Source organism: Ureibacillus sp. MALMAid1270 (genome assembly GCF_049202975.1).
Classification (GTDB): Bacteria; Bacillota; Bacilli; order Bacillales_A; family Planococcaceae; genus Ureibacillus.
Map to the genome: position 1 here is coordinate 42,375 of NZ_JBMIRP010000090.1, position 20,312 is coordinate 62,686.

Sequence of the window (20,312 nt, forward strand, 5' to 3'; positions counted from 1 at the left end):
AAAAAGCTTTAACATTTTATGTATATCTATTTATCGTGTAAGAAAAAGCTGACTTACGACCATTACACGTAAAAACGTATATTGCGAAGTCAGCTCCTATATTACTTAACATTGACGTAGTTAGTCTTAGTTGTTCTTTATGCTGAAGTTTTTTCGTTTAGGCTTTTTAGTTCAGAGCCATCTTTTAAAAACAATTTAGGTGGTTTATTTTCTAAAATTGTTTCTTTCGTAATGACACATTTAACAATATCATCACGTGATGGTAGTTCAAACATCATATCAAGCATAGTTGACTCAATAATGGATCTTAATCCACGTGCACCCGTTTTTCGCTCGATTGCTTCTTTTGCAATTGCATTTAAAGCTTCCTCATCAAATTCAAGCTCAACTTTATCTAGTTCAAGCATTTTTTGATATTGTTTTACTAATGCATTTTTTGGTTCCGTTAAAATACGTACAAGTGCTTCCTCATCTAATTGTTCAAGAGAAGCCAACACTGGTAAACGACCAATAAACTCTGGAATTAAACCAAATTTTAGTAAATCTTCAGGGATTAAATGAGCTAATACTGATCCACTTTCATCTTTTTTCGCATTAGTTGAGCCGAAACCAATTACTTTCTCACCTTGACGGCGTTTAATAATTTGCTCGATTCCATCGAATGCTCCACCAACGATAAATAAGATGTTTGTCGTATCTATTTGTAAAAATTCTTGATGTGGATGTTTACGACCACCTTGAGGAGGAACGCTTGCAACTGTACCTTCTAGAATTTTTAACAATGCTTGTTGCACACCTTCACCAGAAACGTCACGTGTAATTGATGGATTTTCTGATTTACGTGCAACTTTATCGATTTCGTCAATATAAATGATTCCCTTTTCAGCACGTTCAATATCATAATCTGCAGCTTGAATTAGTTTAAGTAAAATATTTTCAACATCTTCTCCAACATATCCCGCTTCAGTTAATGATGTAGCATCTGCAATAGCAAATGGAACGTTTAAAATACGCGCTAAAGTTTGGGCAAGTAATGTTTTACCACTACCTGTAGGTCCAATTAGTACAATATTTGATTTTGATAATTCTACATCGTCTATTTTACTGTTTGAATTAATACGTTTATAGTGATTGTACACAGCAACTGCAAGGGCTTTCTTCGCACGCTCTTGTCCAATAACATATTCATCTAAAATCGATAATATTTCTTTTGGTTTTGGAATATCTTGAAATTCGATTTCCTCTTCAACGCCTAGCTCTTCAACAACAATTTCAGAGCAAAGTTCAACACACTCATCACAAATGTAAACACCAGGACCTGCAACTAGTCTTCGAACTTGTTCTTGCGTTTTCCCACAGAACGAGCACTTTAAATTGCCCTTCTCGTCATTAAATTTAAACATTAACTTCACCCCTATTCAAGCAACTATCTTACAAGATTCTCTTCTCTTTATCAAATAAGTTGTCTTTTTTTATTGCCAGTAGATAATTCCACAAGCATATTTTATGTATCTTTTGAAACTTTTATATGTGATAAAACAAGGCACGGGAGTATCCGTACCTTGTTTTACTATATATTGAATTTTACCAAATATTTAAGTATTATTCAGTAATTTTTGCGTTTTCAACTAAAAATTCAACTGTTTTTTGAGCACGAATATCGTTCTCTAAAATTTCAGAAGATCCACCTAAAGCAGTTAAAATTTGTTCTTTAGACATACCGAATTGTGCACCCATTTTTTCAAGTTCTGCATCGATATCTTCTTGAGTAACTTCAATACCTTCTGCTTTAGCAATTGCTTCTAATGTTAATGAAATGCGTACGCGTTTTTCAGCGTCTGGACGCATTTGTTCATGTAAAGCATGTTCGTCTTGACCAGAGAATTGGTAGTAAAGATCTAAAGTCATTCCTTGCATTTGTAAACGTTGACCAAATTCATCGATCATACGGTGAATTTCGTTATGAGTCATCGATTCTGGAATCTCCACTTCAGCATTTTCAGCTGCTTTCTCAACTAGTTCATCACGTAATGTTGCTTCAGCTTCAGCATTTTTTTGCTCAATAGCTTGCTCTTTTAGTTTTGCACGTAAAGCATCTAACGATTCAACTTCTGGATCGATTTCTTTAGCTAATTCATCGTTAAGTTCTGGTAAAACTTTTGTTTTAACTTCTTTTACAGTTACTTTGAAAGTAGCTTCTTTACCAGCAAGTTCTGCAGCGTGGTATTCTTCAGGGAATGTTACAACTACATCTTTAGATTCGCCTGCTTTAACACCTACTAATTGTTCTTCAAAACCAGGGATGAAAGATCCAGAACCGATTTCAAGTGGATAGTCTTCACCTTTTCCACCTTCAAAAGCTTCTCCACCAACAAAACCTTCGAAATCGATAACAGCTGTATCACCATTTACGATTGGTTCGTCTTCTTTAATTTCTAATTCAGCTTTACGAGCAACTTGAGCTTGAATTTGTTCTTCAATTTCTTCATCAGTTACTTCTGTGCTTAATTTAGTTACTTCTAATCCTTTATATTCACCTAATTTAGGTTCAGGTTTTACAGTAACTGTAGCTGTGAAAGTAAATGCTTGGTCTTTTGCAAAGTTTTCTGTTCCATCGATTTGTGGATAATCTACTGGTACAATTCCAGTTTCATCGATCGCATTAGAGTAAGCATCTGGAACTAAGATTTCAAGAGCATCTTGGTATAATGCTTCTACGCCAAAACGTTTTTCAAATAATTGACGTGGCATTTTCCCTTTACGGAAACCAGGAACGTTAATTTCTTTTACTACTTTAGCAAACGCTTTATCAATTGCTTTATTTACTTCTTCAACTGGCACTTCAATTGTTAATAGGCCAGAATTACCTTCTTGTTTTTCCCATTTTGCTGACATATATAAATACCTCCAAATTTAGTTTACAGTTTGACAAACATTTCGTTTTATACGATTTGACAACCATTTTAGTATATCATAGTTGGTCATAGTTTCAACTTTTTTCATACTTCTAATAGATCTGTTATTTTTTCTAACTTTTGCAAAAAGTCAATCAGTTCATCATCCATTTCTTGTATCTGACCAAACATTAAACTAACAAAATCGATATAGGCATAAGCTACATCTTCTGGGTCATAGTCAATCCATTCAAATGGAAAAGTACCGATTACATGCTTCGATATTAAGTACTCCACCATCTCTAATTTAGATGGTTCTTGATCTAGTCGTTCTCTTACAATAGACAGAACCTTCTGATATTGAGGTAGTTTTGTTGGTAATAATAACTTAGCTGGATTTACATCCATTTGTCTATTAAATTTATTGATTGATAGTTCTATATCCACTTCTTGTTCCACTAATAATATTAAAATTAGACTTTTAACAAAAGGATGGGTATTTTTATCTTCAATGATAATTTTTAATTGTTGCACGATCGGTCTTATATTCGAGTCAGTCAGTTCTTGGATTAGTAGTAATTGTTGATGAGATGGCAATGACAGAAAGTTATTCACCTCATATTTTTCAAAATCAAGAACATCTTTATTGGAATAAGTGACTTCATCAAACTCAACCTTAGATTCGGCAATATTTGCATTTAAGTTTTTTAATCTTTCAAATTTATCGATTTGACTTTCCGGGATTGCCCCTTCTTCCAGTAAGGAGCTAATAATTTGTTCCACTTGCTTATATTGTTTCAATTGCATGCAAATAGTTAAATATAATTCCATTACTTCTAAATACATTGTTGGGCCTAAACTTAAAAGCTTTTCACAAATTTCCTTGGCTTTTTCATAGGCCTTAGATTCATATAATGAATAAGCGAACACGCTTAATGTTAGCTCATCACCTTCTGTATATTGTAACGCTTCTGAAAAGTGTTTGTTTGCAAGGTCAAACTGATAATTCTCCACATATTGATGCGCTTCTGAGATCAATCTTTCAACCGTTCCAGGGAAAACGACCACATTTTTATACATTTGTATTTTTTTCTTCATATTTTTCTTTTTCAATGCGTGTCACCCCGTGCTGTAAATTTAAGAAAATATAACCATTAACAATGTCATTTTACCTTTATTGACATTTCCCTACAACAAGATTTTATTAATCACTATTTTTAGATATCATTTAATGTTATTAATCAATGTTACCAGTGATGTAAAAATTTAATCTTTTAATATGTTTTTTTGGTGTTGTTAGTGTTGGATACAATCGTGATTTGTCGTTTGAATTTATTTTCCTAAAAAAACATCTTACATTTTCCCACTGCTAAACTGTACTAAAACTTTTTCTATAAAATAAACAGGATAACCTTTTCCAATATTAAAAAGAGCAATCTCTTGGAAGATTGCTCTTTTAGTTATTATTTAAGAAGCCGATTTTAATAATCTTGGTGCATTAGTAAAAATGAAAACACCCACAATAGCTGTTAAAATAATAGCTGGAATCATGTATGAACCATTATAGCTTAATGTGTAGATCCATACATTTTGATCTCCTGCGTATTCCCAAAAGAATACAGCGCCTGCAAGTGAATGTGCAGCGAAACGTAAAAGGCCGCCTAAAACAATCCCTAAGACAATATAAATACTAAGCTTTTTCTTATTTAAGGTTTGTGCAGCAATTAGGATTTGTTGTCTGAAAAGTCCTGCTAACCCAACGACTGTGAATGCTATTACATAGTCAAGTAATGCTTGTGCCCAATGCATGACATAAGCACCTAATGCGATTTGTAATACTCCTATCAATAACCCTGTTGTAAGTCCCGCTACTAAACCCCAACGAACTGCCATAATTAAAATTGGCAACATGACAAAACTAATAGATCCACCTTGAGCCCAAAGTGAAAAAGAAATTTTGTCTAAAACTAGACCGACTGCTACAAAAATAGCAATCTCCACAAGCATAAGTAATCTTAATTTGTTCATAACAACTCTCCTCTCTTTTATTCCGATGTAGAACTAGTGAGAAGGGAATAGAAATCGATTTTTTTCATCTCCATTTAAGCAAAAAAATGGCATCAGGACAGAGCCTGACACCATTTTGGAGTCGGTTTCTATCCACATCCCTACGCAAGTACTAACTTACAGGTTCGAAGGGTTAGTGCAATACGTGCACAATCTCAGCTGACTTATTCAGCTCCCCCTGTGGGTTATACATCAATAATTGTTTGAACACTTTAATTCTAGCAGAATATTTCATATTTTCAACTATTCTACAAATTTCCCCAATGCTTTATGCGATAAATAAGTTGATTTCGTTTAAGCATACACTTCACTTGCTAGTTTCTTAATCAAATTAGGTAACCAATCGTCTAGTTGAAGGAATTGAAAACCTGCTTCGATACCTTTTTGTGGATTCATGAACCAATCTTTTGGCACACCAAATGGCGAACGACTTTCATCATCGCCTATAAGTGTAATTTTTGCTTTTTTACCTGTAGCCTCTTCTATTAGATTAATTAGTTCATTCATAGAATAAGCTCCTGTTGATGTTGCATTGTATGGACCCTTGATATTTGAGATACCAGCAAATTTCAAGAATCCTGCCGCATCGTCTGATAGTATATAAGACATCCGCGCATCCATATTAACGAAGCCAATTGCCTTTTCATTGGCAACTCGCTCTACATGGAAATGTAATCTTTTTGTGTAATCGTCTTCACCTAGTACGATTGGGAATCTAACAGCCACAACAGGGAACTTCGCCTTTTGGAAGAACACTGCTTCTGCTTGACGCTTCCCTTCACCATAAGAGAAATCCTCAACATTACCATATTGAATTTCATATTCAAATGGATTAAATTCCTCTTCAGAAAGATTTGCACCTAATTCTCGATCTAATGTTGAAAGAGTTGAAGTAAAGACATATTTTTTAATCTTCCCTTCAAAAATATCACAAGCTACCTGGGCTTCATTCGAAGAAAAGCAAATATTATCGTAAACTATATCCCAATTTTCTTCCCTTACTGCTTGTTTCAATGAATCTGCATTTTTGCGATCTAATTTTACTTGTTTCACTTTTTCACCAAAATCATGTTGTACATTACCACGAGTAGCAATCGTAACGTCGTGTCCTTCTTGTATTAGAAGATTTACTAATTTCTTCCCAAAAAATCTTGTTCCACCTAATACTAAAATCTTCAAATTAATCCCCCTTGATGAATGAAGTTATACTTCTTGTAAACTTTCAGTAGTTACAGTTATTCGTCCATTATCTGTTTTTAACTGTATAGGGATATTACCTTCGCCAAATACGAAGCATTTTCCTTTTTCTCCGTAAACAGAAATTCTTCCAAAGTCAGACTTTACAGATATAGAAGCATTATTAATTTTTTCATCGGATTTTAATGTAATGCTTCCATTATCTGATTTAAACACGATTGGTTTCGTGATTGTAGGAATGTAAGCTTGGATTCGGCCGTTATCTGTAGTAGCTTGGATTTCTCCAAACACCTCATCTAATTCTATTCTTCCATTATCAGTTGAGAACTCAAATTTTTCAGATCTTGATGATTTCGTTACAATTCGCCCATTATCCGTTGAGAATACAGCATTTGTAAAATTACATTTTTCGATTTCAATCCGACCATTATCTGTTTCAGCTTTCATTGAGCTTGATAATAAAAATTTCATTATAATTTTTCCATTATCTGTTTCTAAGCGGATACCTTTAGCTTGTTGCTCAGCCATTTGAATTTTCCCATTACCACTTTTCACCAAGATCTGCTCATATAACTTTTGAGGGAGTTGAATAATTGCATGTGCATCAGAGGCAAAATTGACATTTATACTCATAAAGAAAAACTTTTTTACCGCATCTTCACGACTAATTCTAATTTTTAGTGTATCATTTACTACTTCCATCTTTGTCGTTGTTTTTCCATCTTTATCTCTAACGTTGATATATGGTTGATTATCTATAGATGGAATAATCGTTAAATCGGCTGAATCAGAAATAATCTCAACATTTTTAAATAAAGGTACGTTTATAGGATCCATCTCAATAGCTTTATCTTCCATTTTTCCTGAATATGATTCCACTAGTTCTTCTGCAAGAATAGCCGTTGGACCAAGGGCTTCAATAATTTCTTGATCATTTTTACCTTCTGCTCTTGCATTAACAAAATGCTCACGAAAATCTCGAATAATATCCTGTCTTTCCTCTTCATTTAAGGATTTTAAACCTTGTGCTAATTGTGATAGAAATTTCTCCTCAGTCATTTCCGTTCCTCCTAATCAATTAATTCATTGACTCCCTTGATAAAATTCTTCCAATCTTGTCGTAGTTCCTCTGAATGCTTACGACCTAAATCTGTAATTTGATAATACTTACGTGGTGGGCCTTCATTGGATTCTTTCAGATAAGTCGTGAAATACCCTTCGTTCGTCAGTCTCCTTAAAAGTGGATATACAGATCCTTCAGATATTTCGATTTGGTTTGAAATTGCCTGTACTAGTTCATAACCATACATGTCTTGGCGCTCTAAAAGGGCTAATACACATAAATTCAATACACCTTTTTTAAATTGAACGTTCAAGTACCACACCTTCCTCACTACTGTTTATTATACAGTAGCATATCATGAAGGTATTATACATTGCAAGGTACTCATCTTTGAATATAAATAATTTTTTCAAAATGTTGATTAGATTCATTTCCAATAGATAAAAGTTATTATTATTAATCAATTAAATTTCCATGATATAGTAAATTTAATGATTATTTAGATTACTTTGGAGGAAATTAAATGAATCAATTCCAGAATAAAGTTGTCGTTGTAACAGGGGCAGCTCACGGTATTGGAAAAGAAATCGCAACCCAATATGTGAAACAAGGAGCTAAAGTGGTTTTAGCTGACATAAATGAAGAGATCGGGCAACAAACACTTAAGGCAATTTGTTCTGATGGCGATTGTGCTATTTTTGTACCTACAGATGTTCGAGTTGAACAAGATGCCATTCAACTTATGAAAAATGCAGTCGAGAAGTTTGGAAAGATAAATATATTAATTAATAATGCAGGTATTTTCAAACCAATTTCACCTTATGACCTTTCAATTGATGAATGGGACAATGTAATGAACACTAATTTGCGTAGCGTATTTTTATGTTCCAGGGAAGCTGCAAAGTATATGAGGTTAAATAAAAATGGTGGCTCTATCGTTTCCATGGCTTCAACAAGGGCGTTTATGTCAGAGCCTCACACAGAGTCCTATGCTGCAACAAAAGGTGGCATTATATCACTTACCCATGCTCTCGCAAGTTCACTTTCTCCTGACCGAATTAGAGTTAACTGTATTTCTCCAGGTTGGATTGAAACTGGGGATTACGAACAGTTAAGAGCTATTGACCATGAACAGCATTTTTCTCGACGTGTGGGAGTACCAGAAGATATTGCACGTGCATGTTTCTACCTTACCGATGAACGAAACGATTTTGTTACCGGTGTCAATCTAACTGTCGATGGTGGTATGACCAAAAAGATGATCTATGAAGAGTAATAAAATTGGATTGTAATAATGAGGCTGAATTAATAATCAAATTCCATATTATAGTATACTTTTTATATTGAAAATTAGGAGGAAACGAATGAAGATTGTAAAATATGTATTATTAATAATGCTAGTGACTAGTTTATCTGCCTGTAGTTTAAATAATGAAGAATCACCATTAAATGAGTTTAATGAATCAATTACAGAGGTTGTTTCAAATACAACAGGTTTAATAGAAAATGCTAGTCAAGTCTTAACATATGTTCAAACAACTCAAGGAACATTTCAGGAAATATTGAATATTAGTAGTCAATGGACTAACACTTTCAATGCATTATCAAATGGTGAAATCACAAACGAGCAGCTAGTATCAGTGGTTACAAATGAGATGTTACCATTGAATGAATCGTTAATGACACAAATTGAAGGCTTTATTCCTCCAACAGATGCCACTGCAATGATCAATGATGTATTACTTAATGCTGTGACGACACAAAATGAAGCACTTGAAAATGTTGTAAAGGGTATTCAATCAGGAAATTATTCAGTCGTAAATTCAGCAAATGAAATGATTTCTAATGTACAAGGTTTTGAAGGTCAATTTACAAAAATGATTCAGGATATTATCACACAATACGGATTTTAAATAAGAAAAACTCCAATGGAAGATGTGTTAGACTTTATCACATCACCCATTGGAGTTTTTAATTAACAAAAATAGTATATTGCTAAAAACATAAATACGCTTCCACCCATTACAAAAACATGCCAAATTGCATGGTTATAAGGTATTTTATTGTTTCTATAAAAATAAGTTCCAATCGTATAACTAAGTCCACCAGCTAATAATACTAAAACACCATTTATTGTAAGGTACTCTATTACAGGTTGATATACAAAAATAACTAACCAACCCATTCCGATATATACTAAAAGCGAAATTCTTTTAAAACGGTGAACAAAAAATTGTTTTAATACTACACCGATCAATGCAAGTCCCCATTCTACTCCTACAAGAATCCAACCTGTAGTACCACCTATTGCGACTAAAGCAACTGGTGTGTAAGTACCTGCTATTAGTAAAAATATCGAACTATGATCCATTTTCTTTAAAAAACTTTTATGATTAGGTAACGAATGATAAAGTGTCGAGGCTAAGTAAAGGAGAAACATTGATACTCCAAAAATAATATAACTAACTAATTCGACATTAGATCCTCTTTCTAATGCTTTCATTGTTAACACTATTGTTGCAGGTATTGCTAATAATGCACCTATACCATGAGTAAGAGCATTCCAGAATTCTTCCTTTTTACTATATGCACTTTTTTCCATAATTAATTGTGCCATCTTTATCACCTCATCATTATTATCTCAAGATAATACAATTTTTAATATAGTTAGACGTAATATTAATTACATGATAATTGTCATTTGTTTCTAAAATATGGGAAACTAATATACGAGAAGCCACTTAATAATAAGTTTTATTCTATCGCCTTTTTCCAAATATAAAAAACCTCCAAAAAATACAAATATAAATTGTTTTTTTGGGGGTTAATTATTTTAATATTACATCACTTTATCGAACGATTAAAACATCGTTTTTAGAAAAACGAACAATACGTTCTGCAACCGAACCAATTACTATATTTTCAATTGAATTATAACCAGTAGCACCACAAACAATGAGGTCTGCTTCTGGTAATTGAGTTAATACTTTTATTGGAGATCCTTCCTCTACGAGAATCTCAACATTTTCTAAACCAGCAGCTTTTGCTTCACTTTTAAACTTTTCAATTTCTGAAAGGCTTTTTGCTTTTACTTGATCGGCATACTTGATATTATAAGCTCCGATTCCAAATGATTTAGTATCAATGACATGAACTAATTGTAAAGTAGCATTGTTTTCTACTGCAATATTAATGGCACGATGGAATGCTTTGATTGATTGCTCAGAAAAGTCAATTGCTACAACAATTTTATTATAAGATGGCATTATCATCACTCCCCTTGTTACTTCAATAATAGCAAATTTTAGTTACCCATACAGAAGTTTACAAAAATTTCACAATCAATTTTGACAGATTATTGAAAAGCTGCTTCTTATGAAAAAAGTGCAGTTAGACTGCACTTTTTAAAGGTATATTTAATGAACTAATTCGCTCGCAAATAGACTCCCTACCGCTGTAATCGTCGTAGCCAAATCTTTTCGAAAATGTGGATGTTTCTCATTGAGACTATTTATTCCAACCTCATTCCCTCCAAGAGATGAATGCACATAAAGTCCATCACCTATGTACATTGCAATATGGCCAGGGAAATACAGTAAATCACCCTTTTGAATTTGTTCAAACGGTATTTCTTTAATAGGGAAACCTTCCACTATTTTTGCATCACGGTAAATGAGTACACCATTTAACATATATGCCATTGAACAAAGTCCTGAACAATCAATTCCTAGAGGAGATTTACCTCCCCAACGATATGGCGTTGTAATATAGCTTAACGCGGTTTGAACAACATTTTCTCTAAATTCTTCTTCTGAAACGCTTTCAACAATACGTTTACGAACCCAGAAAGAACGTGTAAAACCAATTTCACCATTTGCTAATTTAACTTTGGTCCACTCTTTGCCAAGTTCATTATCTTCAACTAATGTAACATTAGACCCTCTTACTAATGTAAGGATTTTTGAACATTGAATTTTTGGCCCAGTTAATATATCAGCAATGTTTTGGATAATAACATTATTAGCCTCTTCTTGCCATTGTGACGCTTTAACATTATCAATAATTAGTTTTTCTTTTAAACAATAACCTTCGTAGTGATAGTTCGTTTTAATACGAACCCATCGCTCATCACAAAATTCTAATATATTTACAGTCATTCCGTATAACACTTCATCGATTAGTTCAGATGTTGTATCAGGTTTCGCATGCAAGTTCACAATCATGTCATTTACGATTGCTTTCAATTGAAGACCTCCCCTCAGGCAAACCAATATTTTCATAAACCATTTTTGATATTCGACCTATTAGCCTTTTCCCAGCTTCTACATCACTCATTTCTGTCAGGAAAACTCCAATGATATAGTCCGATTGATCAAGATAGACGATTCCTACATCATGACAGACTGTATCAAGACTACCTGTTTTATGGGCAATACGAACATCATCGGCGATGTATCTTTTTAAACCTTCATGAACTCTTTGTCTACACAATATATCTATTACTAGATTACTATATTGTTCTGAAAGTAAATTTTGTTGATAAATTCGTGAATAAAGGTGTGCCATATCTCGAGCAGTCGTTACATTATCAAATCCTCTGTTAGCTCTTTCAAAATCCATCATTTTTCGTTGTAGCTTTGTACTTAATAATCCAATTTGGTTAAAGTACTTATTCAATTCATCCATACCTAGAAAATCAATCAATACATTCGTTGCAGAATTATCACTAGTAATGATCATCCATACTAATAATTCGTACAATGTACAACTAGTTAGATCTTGTTCAGTTACAACACTAAAATCAACTTTATTTTCGGTATCAATCGCAATTTCATAGTCTAATGGTAGATTATTTTTCTGTACGTAATCTAGTACACCAAGTAATATTGGAATTTTTATGAGACTAGCACTTGAAAAGATTTCATCCAATTTATCGTCAATAAGAAATTGATCGCTTTTCAAATCTTTTACAAAGAGATGCACCTTAAAGTCAACGTCTTCAAGTAGTGGACGTATTTTTTGATTCAATTCGTCCACCTACCCAAGTACTTTTATCTTCTTCGTCTCTGTATTAAATGTTACAGTTTTACCTAGTGGTAAAGTCAAAGTAGGTAAAACATGACCACATGTAACATCCATTAATGCTGGTGTGCCAGTTGGAGCAATAATTTCTTCAAATATTGTTTGTAAACGCAAGCTTTGTTCAGGTTTTTCTGGATTTGCCGGATTACAATTTGTCCAAGCACCAAGTAGAATTCCTGCAGCATCGTCCAGTTTTCCAGCCAACTTAAGTTGTGTTAACATACGGTCGACACTTCGCTCATATTCATCAATATCTTCTAAAAATAATATTTTGCCTTTTGTATCAATCTCATATGGTGTACCAAGAGAAGCTGTTACTAGAGTTAAGTTTCCTCCAACAATTTGCCCAGTTGCTTCACCAGCTACAAGTGTATTCACTTCAGTACCCTCAGCATTTTCTAACAAATAGTCTTTTCCTTCTGTATCAGTAACCTGATTGATAAAGGAATTCCACGTATACTCATCCATTCCAGGTTTGATAAACTCTGTAGATGGCATTGGTGAATGGAATGTTACAAAATCACAAAGTTGATTAAATACAATATGAAGAGCTGTTACATCACTATATCCAGCAAATACTTTTGGGTTCGCTTTGATTAACTCTAGATCTAGCAATGGAACTATACGATGAGCTCCATACCCACCTCTGATACAAAATATCCCATCAATATTTGGATTACCAAACATTTCATTTACTTCACGCGCTCTTAATTCATCTAATCCTGCAAGGTATCCATGACGAGCACTGCAAGTTTCACCAACAACTACATTAAATCCAAGATTCTCAACTGCTTCAATCGCTTTTTGCAAATTTTCCGGTGGTGTTGGGCTCGAAGCTCCAATTAGCCCAATTGTATCCCCTTTTTTTAATGATTTTGGTATCCTCATGAGCTAACCCCCATCTTTTGTGATTGGCGATATCTTTCGACTTCTTCTTCGTTAGCAAGGACAAAATGACCTTCTTCTAATTCAACAAATGAAGGTGGATTCTTTTCATAGTTATGTTGAGATGGGTCGTAAACTTCAACCTTTTTACTTCGTTCCTTATGAGGGTTTGGTTCAGGTACTGCTGAAATTAATGCACGAGTATAAGGATGAATTGGATTTGAGAACAATTCTTGCGTTTCGGCTAATTCAACAATATTCCCTTTATAAATAACGGCTGTTCGGTCTGTTATAAATCGAACGATCGATAAGTCATGGGCAATAAATAAATATGTTAAATCATTTTCTTGTTGCAGTTTCGCTAGTAAATTCAAAACTTGTGCTCGAATCGATACGTCTAATGCGGAGATTGGTTCATCAGCAATGATAAACTCCGGTTCCATTACTAACGCACGTGCTATCCCGATACGTTGACGTTGACCACCAGAAAACTCGTGTGGGAATCGAGACGCAAATTCAGGTAATAATCCAACTTGAAGTAAAGCATTCTTCACTTTCTCTTGACGTTCAATTTCATTAGCAAATTTCTTCGTATTAACTAAACCTTCACTAATGATATAGTCTACTTTTGCTCGTTCATTCAATGAAGCCATTGGATCTTGGAAAATCATCTGGATTTTTTGAGTGATTTCACGATCCCATTCTCTCGAAATTTTGCCATTGATTGGTTTTCCTTTGAACAAAATTTGACCGCCAGTAACTTCATTGATTCGCATAATAGCACGACCAATTGTCGTCTTCCCTGAACCAGACTCACCAACTAGCCCGAAAGTTTCACCTTTATAAATATTAAAGCTTACATCTTTAATCGCTTCGAACTGGTTTTTCCCTTTACCAAAAGTGACATTTAAGTTTTTTACTTCTATTAATACTTCTTTATCAGCCATTTGCGTATTGTCTCCCTTCTTCAAAGAATTTTTTTAACGATTCAGGAGGCTCTACTTTAGGTGCATTCGGATGAAGCAACCATGTTTTGGCATAATGTGTTTCGCTTAATTTAAAATAAGGAGGTCTTTCCTCAAAATCTATTTTTAACGCATAAGGATTACGCGGTGCAAAGGCATCCCCTTTAATTTCTTTAAATAGATTAGGAGGTGTTCCTTTAATAGAATATAGCTCTTCCCCTTTTACCCCAAGTTGAGGTAATGAGGAAATTAATGCCCATGTATATGGGTGTTTTGCATCAAAAAATATTTCATCTGTTTTTCCAACTTCAATAATATCCCCTGCATACATTACTGCAATGCGATCGGCTACTTTCGCAACTACGCCTAGATCATGGGTAATATAGATTGTAGTTAATAGATATTTTTCTTGTAAATTTTTTAATAGTTGTAAGATTTGCGCTTGGATTGTTACATCAAGTGCTGTTGTTGGTTCATCACAAATTAATACCTTTGGATTACATGCAATAGCTATTGCAATAACAATACGTTGACGCATACCACCCGAGAATTCATGAGGATACTGTTTATATCTTTTTTCAACATCATGAATTCCAACATCTCTTAGTAATTGAAGAACTTTTTCATAAGCCTCTTTACCTGATAAACCTTGGTGTAAGATAACTGCTTCTTCAATTTGCTTACCGATAGTTTTTAATGGATTTAAAGAAGTCATTGGATCTTGGGTAACCATCGCGATTTCTTTTCCGCGAATTTTTAGCCAATCTTGTTCCGTTTTGTATTGAGCGATATCGTCATTTTTATAGACAATACTTCCTTGATCTATATATCCATTTTTATCGAGCAAACCCATAATAGATTTCACAAGAACTGATTTACCAGATCCTGATTCACCAACGATTGCAAGACTTTCCCCTTTATATAAATCTAGGGAAATGTCTCGAATCGCTGTTAATACTTGCCCACGTAATTTGAATTTTATAATTAAGTTTTTTATTTCTAGGATTTTTGTCTTTGTTTGTGTTTCTTCCATCGTAATCCCTCCTATACGTGATTTTTCGGATCAGCTGCATCAGCAAACGAGTTTCCTATTATATAGAAGGAAATTGTAATGACACTTAATACAACACTCGGGAAAATGAGCTGATAACGTAAATCTGGAGACATCATTAATACGCGACCTTCGTTAATTAAGTTGCCTAATGAAGGTTCACTAATTGGTAAACCTAAACCAATATATGTTAAGAATACTTCCGCTCCGATTGCAAACGGGATCGCTAAACTCATACGTAACATAATTATTGAAATTAAGTATGGTAATAGGTTTTTCAAAATGATGCGGTGACTCGGTGTTCCTAATGTTCTAGATGCTAGATTGTATTCACGGTCACGTAAAATGACAATTTGATTTCGAAGGAAACGAGCCATTTCTACCCAGCCGGTAATACACATTGCAATGATGATTGTAGAAATACCTGGTCGAAGTATTAATGACATTAAGATCAATACAATTGTAGTTGGAATATTCTCAATAACGTTGTACGCATGAGAAATTGGTGTTTCTAGTCTTCTTGAATAGCCCCATAAAGCACCAATAGTAATACCTATAATTACCTCTACTAAAGCAACGACAACACCAATAAGTAATGATGTTCTAGTTCCTGCCCAAATTCGTGACCATAAATCTTGACCAATAGAGTTTGTCCCAAACCAAAATTCATCATTTGGAGAAAGATTTCTTATTTGGTAACCTGTCTCTTCGTCCAAATATATTTCAGTTGGAGATTTCTGGTTCGGTAAATATGGCTGAATTAGTACAAATAAGACGATTCCAATTACTAATATTAGTAAAAACACTGCAACTTTATTTTTCAAAAAGGACTTCCAAGTTGAGCGCCAATATGAATAATTGGAATAGCCCGTTTGTTCAGCTTTACTTTCATCTTGCGAAGCAAACTCAAACAATTGTTCACTTGATTTATCTGTAATATTGCGAATTTCTTCAGAATATAAGCCCATTAGCGAACACTCCCCCCTCTACCTAACTTAATACGAGGATCCACAAGCGCCATCGCAATATCACCTAAAAATAATCCGATGATTCCTAATGAAGAGAAGATCAATACAAGACCTTGTACGACAGCGTTATCTTGACGTTGAATTGCATCAACAAGTAATCCACCCATTCCTGGAATGGAATATAAAGATTCAATATAGATTGAACCAGTAATCGTAAATAAAATCGTTGCTGGTAAATATTGAGCAAGTGGTATAAATGCATTTCTCATAACATGGCTAAACATTAATGTACGTTCCTTAACACCTTTTGCTCTAGCTAGTTTAATATAGTCTTTATTTAATTCATCAACCATATAACGGCGCATCCACATAGCATAGGAAGCAATTGGTCCTAATGATAGTGAAATGAGTGGTAACAACCAACTTATTGGTTTATCTTCGTCATATAACATAGGCAACTTAAATAAATCAGTGATGTAAACTTGAAGTAACAAGAAATAAACCATTGAAGGCACCGCTACGATGAAAACGATATAGCCTGTCCCTAATCGATCAAGCCATCTACCCTTCATCTGTGCCATTAAAATGCCTAATGGTACACCGACTAGAATTGATAATGCAACAGCAGCTAATCCAAATGCTAATGAATACAAAATTTTATCAGCAATGATATCTACTACTGGTACATCTGTACGATATGTAATAGATTTCCCTAAATCTCCGCGGAATAAATCAGAATAAAAGTTTCCTAACTGTACGAGTATTGGATCACGTAACCCTAAATTTGTTAAATAGACTTCCTGTTGTTCTGGTGACATCTTATCAGCAGCAGCCCCTAAATACCCTTCTTCAGGTAATAAGCGCAATAGTAAGAATACGATTGTAATGATGACCATTAGCGTAACTACTGACTGTAATAACCGTTTTCCGACATACCCCAACATAATAGAACCTCCTTGCTAACCTTATGTAAGAATGAAGGAGATGGTATAAGGCCATCTCCTTCTTCCAGTTCCATATTACGAATATTTTGTCTTCTTAATAGATTCGTAATATGAGCATGTTTTAATTTCCTGCTTCAGCTAAAGCTTCTGCACGTTCTTTTTCCCATTGAGCTTGAGCTTCTTTGAACTCATCGTTACTCATTGGCTTATCTAATAGTTTTTGACCTTTAAATTTCTCCATTGTTACACCGAATGGTGAGTATTGAGCTTCAAATGGATTTAATTTTGAAGCAAGATATCCACTACCACCTACAGCATAAGGAACAACGAATGCTTCTTCGATAAGGAAGCTTTCTGCTTCAGCAAATAATGGATAACGTTCTGCTGGGTCAATTGCTGCTTTAGCTTTTTCAACCATGCTATCGTACTTACCATTATATCCTTCAGCTAATTCTGGTTTGTTGTAAGTTCCACCAGTTGTGAATGGATCTGTGTAAGTTGATGGGTCAGCATAGTCTGGACCCCAGTTTACTTCCATGAATGCATATTTACCAGGACGACGAACCTCACCTAGGAATCCTGTAGAAGGACCAGCATATACGATAATATCAATATAGTCTTTACCTAATAGGTTTTCCAATTGTTGTTCAATTACTTGTGAACGGTTTGCCCAGTCTGGACTACCAGAGTTGTAAGGCATTAATACTTTTACAGGGAATGTTGCTTTTCCAGCAAGCTCTTCCATAGCTTTTTCTTTGTATTCAAGAGCTAAATCTTTATCAAACGAATCTGTGTTACTAAATTTAGCTAATGCATCAAGTTGTGTATAATCCACACCGTCAACATCAACAAAGTTTTTCGGAGTAATTGTATTGCTTAATAATGTTTCTGGGTTATATGGTTCTACCGTCATCATTGCTGATACTCGGTCAAGACCATGGAATAAAGATTTACGGAAGTTTTTGTTGTTTACTACTACTTTCCAGTTTTCTGGTTCATACTCTGCATCAAATTGTGGATCGAAGTTTAATGCATAGAAATAAGTGTAGAAACTGTTAGAACTTTGACGTACTAAGTCTTTTTTCTCTTCATCATTGAACCAGTCATCTAAGATTGCAGTAGGAATTGCAGCTGCATCAATTTCACCACGTAAGAATAACTCAGGTGCAACAGTTGCTGCTTCTTTGTTATACTTATACTCAATTTTGTCAATTAGGACATTTTCTTTATCCCAATAAGTTGCGTTTTTCGTTAACACACGACGGTTTTGTGGTTCAAATTCAGTTAAAATATATGAACCGTTATATAAGAAGTTCTCTTTTGTAGTACCAAAGCTTTCGCCTTTTTCAGCTAAAAAGTCTCCATATACTGGGAAGAAACATACATAGTTCAACATAGATAAGAAGTATGGTGTTGGTCCTTCTAATGTGTACTCTAATGTATGTTCATCAAGAGCTTTTACACCAACTTGTGTGAAGTCAGTAATTTTACCTTCATAGAATGCATTACCATTTTTTACAACAGTTGCAATCCATGCAGTAGAAGATTCATTTTTTGCATCAAGTACGTAATTTAAACCATCAACGAAATCTTGAGCTGTAACGTCTGCTACTTCTTTTCCTTCATGGTCTACCCATTTAACTCCTTCACGAAGTTTGAAAGTCCAAACTGAAGCATCATCATTAGATTCCCAAGACTCTGCTAAACCTGGTTGAACAATCCCGTACTTATCATACTCGATTAAACCATCAACTAAATTTGCAGCAACGGCAAACTCGTTTGTGTTAGATGTTTTTAAATAGTTTAATGTAGTAATTTCGCCTGAATAGACTGTACGATAAACAGATTCAGAATCTGTTCCTTCTTCGCCGCCACTACAAGCAGCAAGTATCATAGTGATACAAGCTAACAGCAACAAAAGATATTTCTTCATAGAAACCCTCCCTATATATATATCTATTTTTTATATTGAAAATCCAATTCCAGGTTCCTCAGACATTCTTATCCACTGATTCTCGAATGTTGGTCCCCCTGTAACTGGATCCTTCAAACAAAGGCTTGGCCCATCTAAGTCAACCATCGTAATGTTTTTCTGTGAAGCAGCAAAATGAGCCGCAGCACTTACACTGATTTTCGTTTCCAACATACAACCAATCATGCACTCAATTCCATTTGCTTCTGCAATATGAACAATTTTTTGTGCTTGATAGATTCCACCAGTTTTCATAAGTTTAATATTAATTAAATCGCATGAACGAGTATGGATTAACTTAAGTGCATCTTGTGGTGAAAAGACACTTTCATCAGCTAAGATACTTGTTTGTGTATTAGCTGTAACATAGTGCATACCTTCTATATCAGAATAATGAACTGGTTGTTCTACTAGCTCAATATTCGTGTTCGCATCTTCTAAAGCGCGAATAATTTTCACCGCTTGTTTAGGAGACCATCCCTGATTCGCATCTACACGAAGTGTAATGTTTGGTCCAACCGCTTTACGAATTTCAGTTACTCGATCTACATCATTGTCAGGGTCTTTTCCAACTTTTACTTTCAATATTTGAAATCCACGATTTACTGCTTCTAAACTATCTTCCACCATCTCTTTAGCATCATTTACGCTAATTGTAAGATCCGTAACGAGTTCTTTACGGTATCCACCTAACACTTTATACAATGGTGCTTGATAACGTTTTGCAAATAAATCATAGATTGCCATATCTACCGCAGCTTTAGCACTTGTATTTTTGTATAGACATTTGTCTATTCGGTCCATGATTTGTGCTATATCCTCAATTTCCATATCTTGAATCGTAGGCTTTATATAATTCAAAATAGCATGGATAATCGAATCTCTTGTTTCCCCTGTTATTACAGCAGTCGGAGCAGCTTCCCCGACTCCTACTTGACCACTATCTGTATAAACATAGACTCCGATATTATTAATTTTATCTACTGTTCGTAGTGCTGTTTTAAACGGTGTTATGAGTGGTGCCTCAACCTCAAACACTTGGATGTCTGTAATTTTCATATGATTCACCTTATTTTTATCAAGCGTATTGTCAAAATTAATTTATATAAATCGCTAGTAATCGTTGATTTTTTCGCTTTTTACGCAAAAAAACTTGTCACCCCCTTAGATTTGGTTAATAGTGAGGTTACCACACGACACCAAAATCCCAAATAAGGATGTGAC

General features: G+C 34.4%; 20 protein-coding genes and 1 riboswitch. Of the genes, 2 read left to right on the forward strand and 18 right to left on the reverse strand.

The window, feature by feature from the left end:
* Window positions 1-137 precede the first annotated feature (137 nt).
* The 7 genes from clpX to ACOQFO_RS11965 all read right to left on the reverse strand — a co-directional run bounded on the left by clpX (window position 138) and on the right by ACOQFO_RS11965 (window position 7,534).
* Window positions 138-1,403, reverse strand: coding sequence for an ATP-dependent protease ATP-binding subunit ClpX (gene clpX / locus ACOQFO_RS11935; protein ID WP_421689889.1), 1,266 nt, complete (start codon window positions 1,401-1,403; stop codon window positions 138-140).
* A 199-nt stretch (window positions 1,404-1,602) separates the two neighbouring features.
* Complete coding sequence (gene tig / locus ACOQFO_RS11940; protein ID WP_421689890.1) at window positions 1,603-2,895, reverse strand: trigger factor; 1,293 nt, start codon at window positions 2,893-2,895, stop codon at window positions 1,603-1,605.
* Window positions 2,896-2,999: 104 nt separating this feature from the next.
* Complete coding sequence (locus tag ACOQFO_RS11945; protein WP_421689891.1) at window positions 3,000-4,007, reverse strand: hypothetical protein; 1,008 nt, start codon at window positions 4,005-4,007, stop codon at window positions 3,000-3,002.
* A gap of 354 nt (window positions 4,008-4,361) precedes the next feature.
* Window positions 4,362-4,922 (reverse strand): energy-coupled thiamine transporter ThiT, encoded by a 561-nt coding sequence (gene thiT / locus ACOQFO_RS11950; protein WP_421689892.1) that lies wholly within the window; start codon window positions 4,920-4,922, stop codon window positions 4,362-4,364.
* 120 nt (window positions 4,923-5,042) lie between these two features.
* Window positions 5,043-5,150, reverse strand: a riboswitch (TPP riboswitch).
* 105 nt (window positions 5,151-5,255) lie between these two features.
* Complete coding sequence (locus tag ACOQFO_RS11955; RefSeq protein WP_421689893.1) at window positions 5,256-6,140, reverse strand: NAD-dependent epimerase/dehydratase family protein; 885 nt, start codon at window positions 6,138-6,140, stop codon at window positions 5,256-5,258.
* Window positions 6,141-6,164: 24 nt separating this feature from the next.
* Complete coding sequence (locus ACOQFO_RS11960; RefSeq protein WP_421689894.1) at window positions 6,165-7,217, reverse strand: DUF4097 family beta strand repeat-containing protein; 1,053 nt, start codon at window positions 7,215-7,217, stop codon at window positions 6,165-6,167.
* 11 nt (window positions 7,218-7,228) lie between these two features.
* Window positions 7,229-7,534 carry a PadR family transcriptional regulator gene (locus ACOQFO_RS11965; protein ID WP_421689895.1) on the reverse strand — a complete coding sequence of 102 codons (306 nt, stop codon included), beginning with the start codon at window positions 7,532-7,534 and terminating at the stop codon, window positions 7,229-7,231.
* Window positions 7,535-7,744: 210 nt separating this feature from the next.
* Here ACOQFO_RS11965 and ACOQFO_RS11970 point away from each other — a divergent pair, with 210 nt between their 5' ends.
* Window positions 7,745-8,497 carry a glucose 1-dehydrogenase gene (locus ACOQFO_RS11970; RefSeq protein ID WP_421689896.1) on the forward strand — a complete coding sequence of 251 codons (753 nt, stop codon included), beginning with the start codon at window positions 7,745-7,747 and terminating at the stop codon, window positions 8,495-8,497.
* A gap of 88 nt (window positions 8,498-8,585) precedes the next feature.
* Window positions 8,586-9,134, forward strand: coding sequence for a hypothetical protein (locus tag ACOQFO_RS11975; RefSeq protein WP_421689897.1), 549 nt, complete (start codon window positions 8,586-8,588; stop codon window positions 9,132-9,134).
* Window positions 9,135-9,196: 62 nt separating this feature from the next.
* On the opposite strand, the gene trhA is transcribed toward ACOQFO_RS11975, so the two are convergent.
* The 11 genes from trhA to ACOQFO_RS12030 all read right to left on the reverse strand — a co-directional run bounded on the left by trhA (window position 9,197) and on the right by ACOQFO_RS12030 (window position 20,147).
* Window positions 9,197-9,838, reverse strand: coding sequence for a PAQR family membrane homeostasis protein TrhA (gene trhA / locus ACOQFO_RS11980; RefSeq protein ID WP_421689898.1), 642 nt, complete (start codon window positions 9,836-9,838; stop codon window positions 9,197-9,199).
* A gap of 232 nt (window positions 9,839-10,070) precedes the next feature.
* Window positions 10,071-10,487: a universal stress protein gene (locus ACOQFO_RS11985; protein WP_421689899.1), complete on the reverse strand. Its 417-nt coding sequence runs from the start codon at window positions 10,485-10,487 to the stop codon at window positions 10,071-10,073.
* Window positions 10,488-10,637: 150 nt separating this feature from the next.
* Window positions 10,638-11,465 carry an NlpC/P60 family protein gene (locus ACOQFO_RS11990; protein WP_421689900.1) on the reverse strand — a complete coding sequence of 276 codons (828 nt, stop codon included), beginning with the start codon at window positions 11,463-11,465 and terminating at the stop codon, window positions 10,638-10,640.
* Window positions 11,446-12,249 (reverse strand): serine hydrolase, encoded by an 804-nt coding sequence (locus tag ACOQFO_RS11995; protein WP_421689901.1) that lies wholly within the window; start codon window positions 12,247-12,249, stop codon window positions 11,446-11,448. Before ACOQFO_RS11995 ends, ACOQFO_RS11990 begins: the two co-directional genes overlap by 20 nt.
* Before the next feature lie 9 nt (window positions 12,250-12,258).
* Entirely contained in the window at window positions 12,259-13,191 is a 933-nt protein-coding gene (locus ACOQFO_RS12000) for a S66 peptidase family protein (protein WP_421689902.1), read from the reverse strand.
* Complete coding sequence (locus tag ACOQFO_RS12005) at window positions 13,188-14,135, reverse strand: ATP-binding cassette domain-containing protein (protein ID WP_421689903.1); 948 nt, start codon at window positions 14,133-14,135, stop codon at window positions 13,188-13,190. Before ACOQFO_RS12005 ends, ACOQFO_RS12000 begins: the two co-directional genes overlap by 4 nt.
* Window positions 14,128-15,186 (reverse strand): ABC transporter ATP-binding protein, encoded by a 1,059-nt coding sequence (locus ACOQFO_RS12010; protein WP_421689904.1) that lies wholly within the window; start codon window positions 15,184-15,186, stop codon window positions 14,128-14,130. The genes ACOQFO_RS12005 and ACOQFO_RS12010 overlap by 8 nt, the downstream gene beginning before the upstream one ends.
* A gap of 11 nt (window positions 15,187-15,197) precedes the next feature.
* Entirely contained in the window at window positions 15,198-16,172 is a 975-nt protein-coding gene (locus ACOQFO_RS12015) for an ABC transporter permease (RefSeq protein ID WP_421689905.1), read from the reverse strand.
* Window positions 16,172-17,116: an ABC transporter permease gene (locus ACOQFO_RS12020; protein WP_421689906.1), complete on the reverse strand. Its 945-nt coding sequence runs from the start codon at window positions 17,114-17,116 to the stop codon at window positions 16,172-16,174. Before ACOQFO_RS12020 ends, ACOQFO_RS12015 begins: the two co-directional genes overlap by 1 nt.
* A 121-nt stretch (window positions 17,117-17,237) precedes the next feature.
* On the reverse strand, window positions 17,238-19,049 hold the full coding sequence (locus ACOQFO_RS12025; RefSeq protein ID WP_421689907.1) for a peptide ABC transporter substrate-binding protein: 1,812 nt from the start codon (window positions 19,047-19,049) through the stop codon (window positions 17,238-17,240).
* A gap of 30 nt (window positions 19,050-19,079) precedes the next feature.
* Window positions 19,080-20,147, reverse strand: a complete 1,068-nt coding sequence (locus ACOQFO_RS12030) for a mandelate racemase/muconate lactonizing enzyme family protein (RefSeq protein WP_421689908.1) — start codon at window positions 20,145-20,147, stop codon at window positions 19,080-19,082.
* Window positions 20,148-20,312 lie beyond the last annotated feature (165 nt).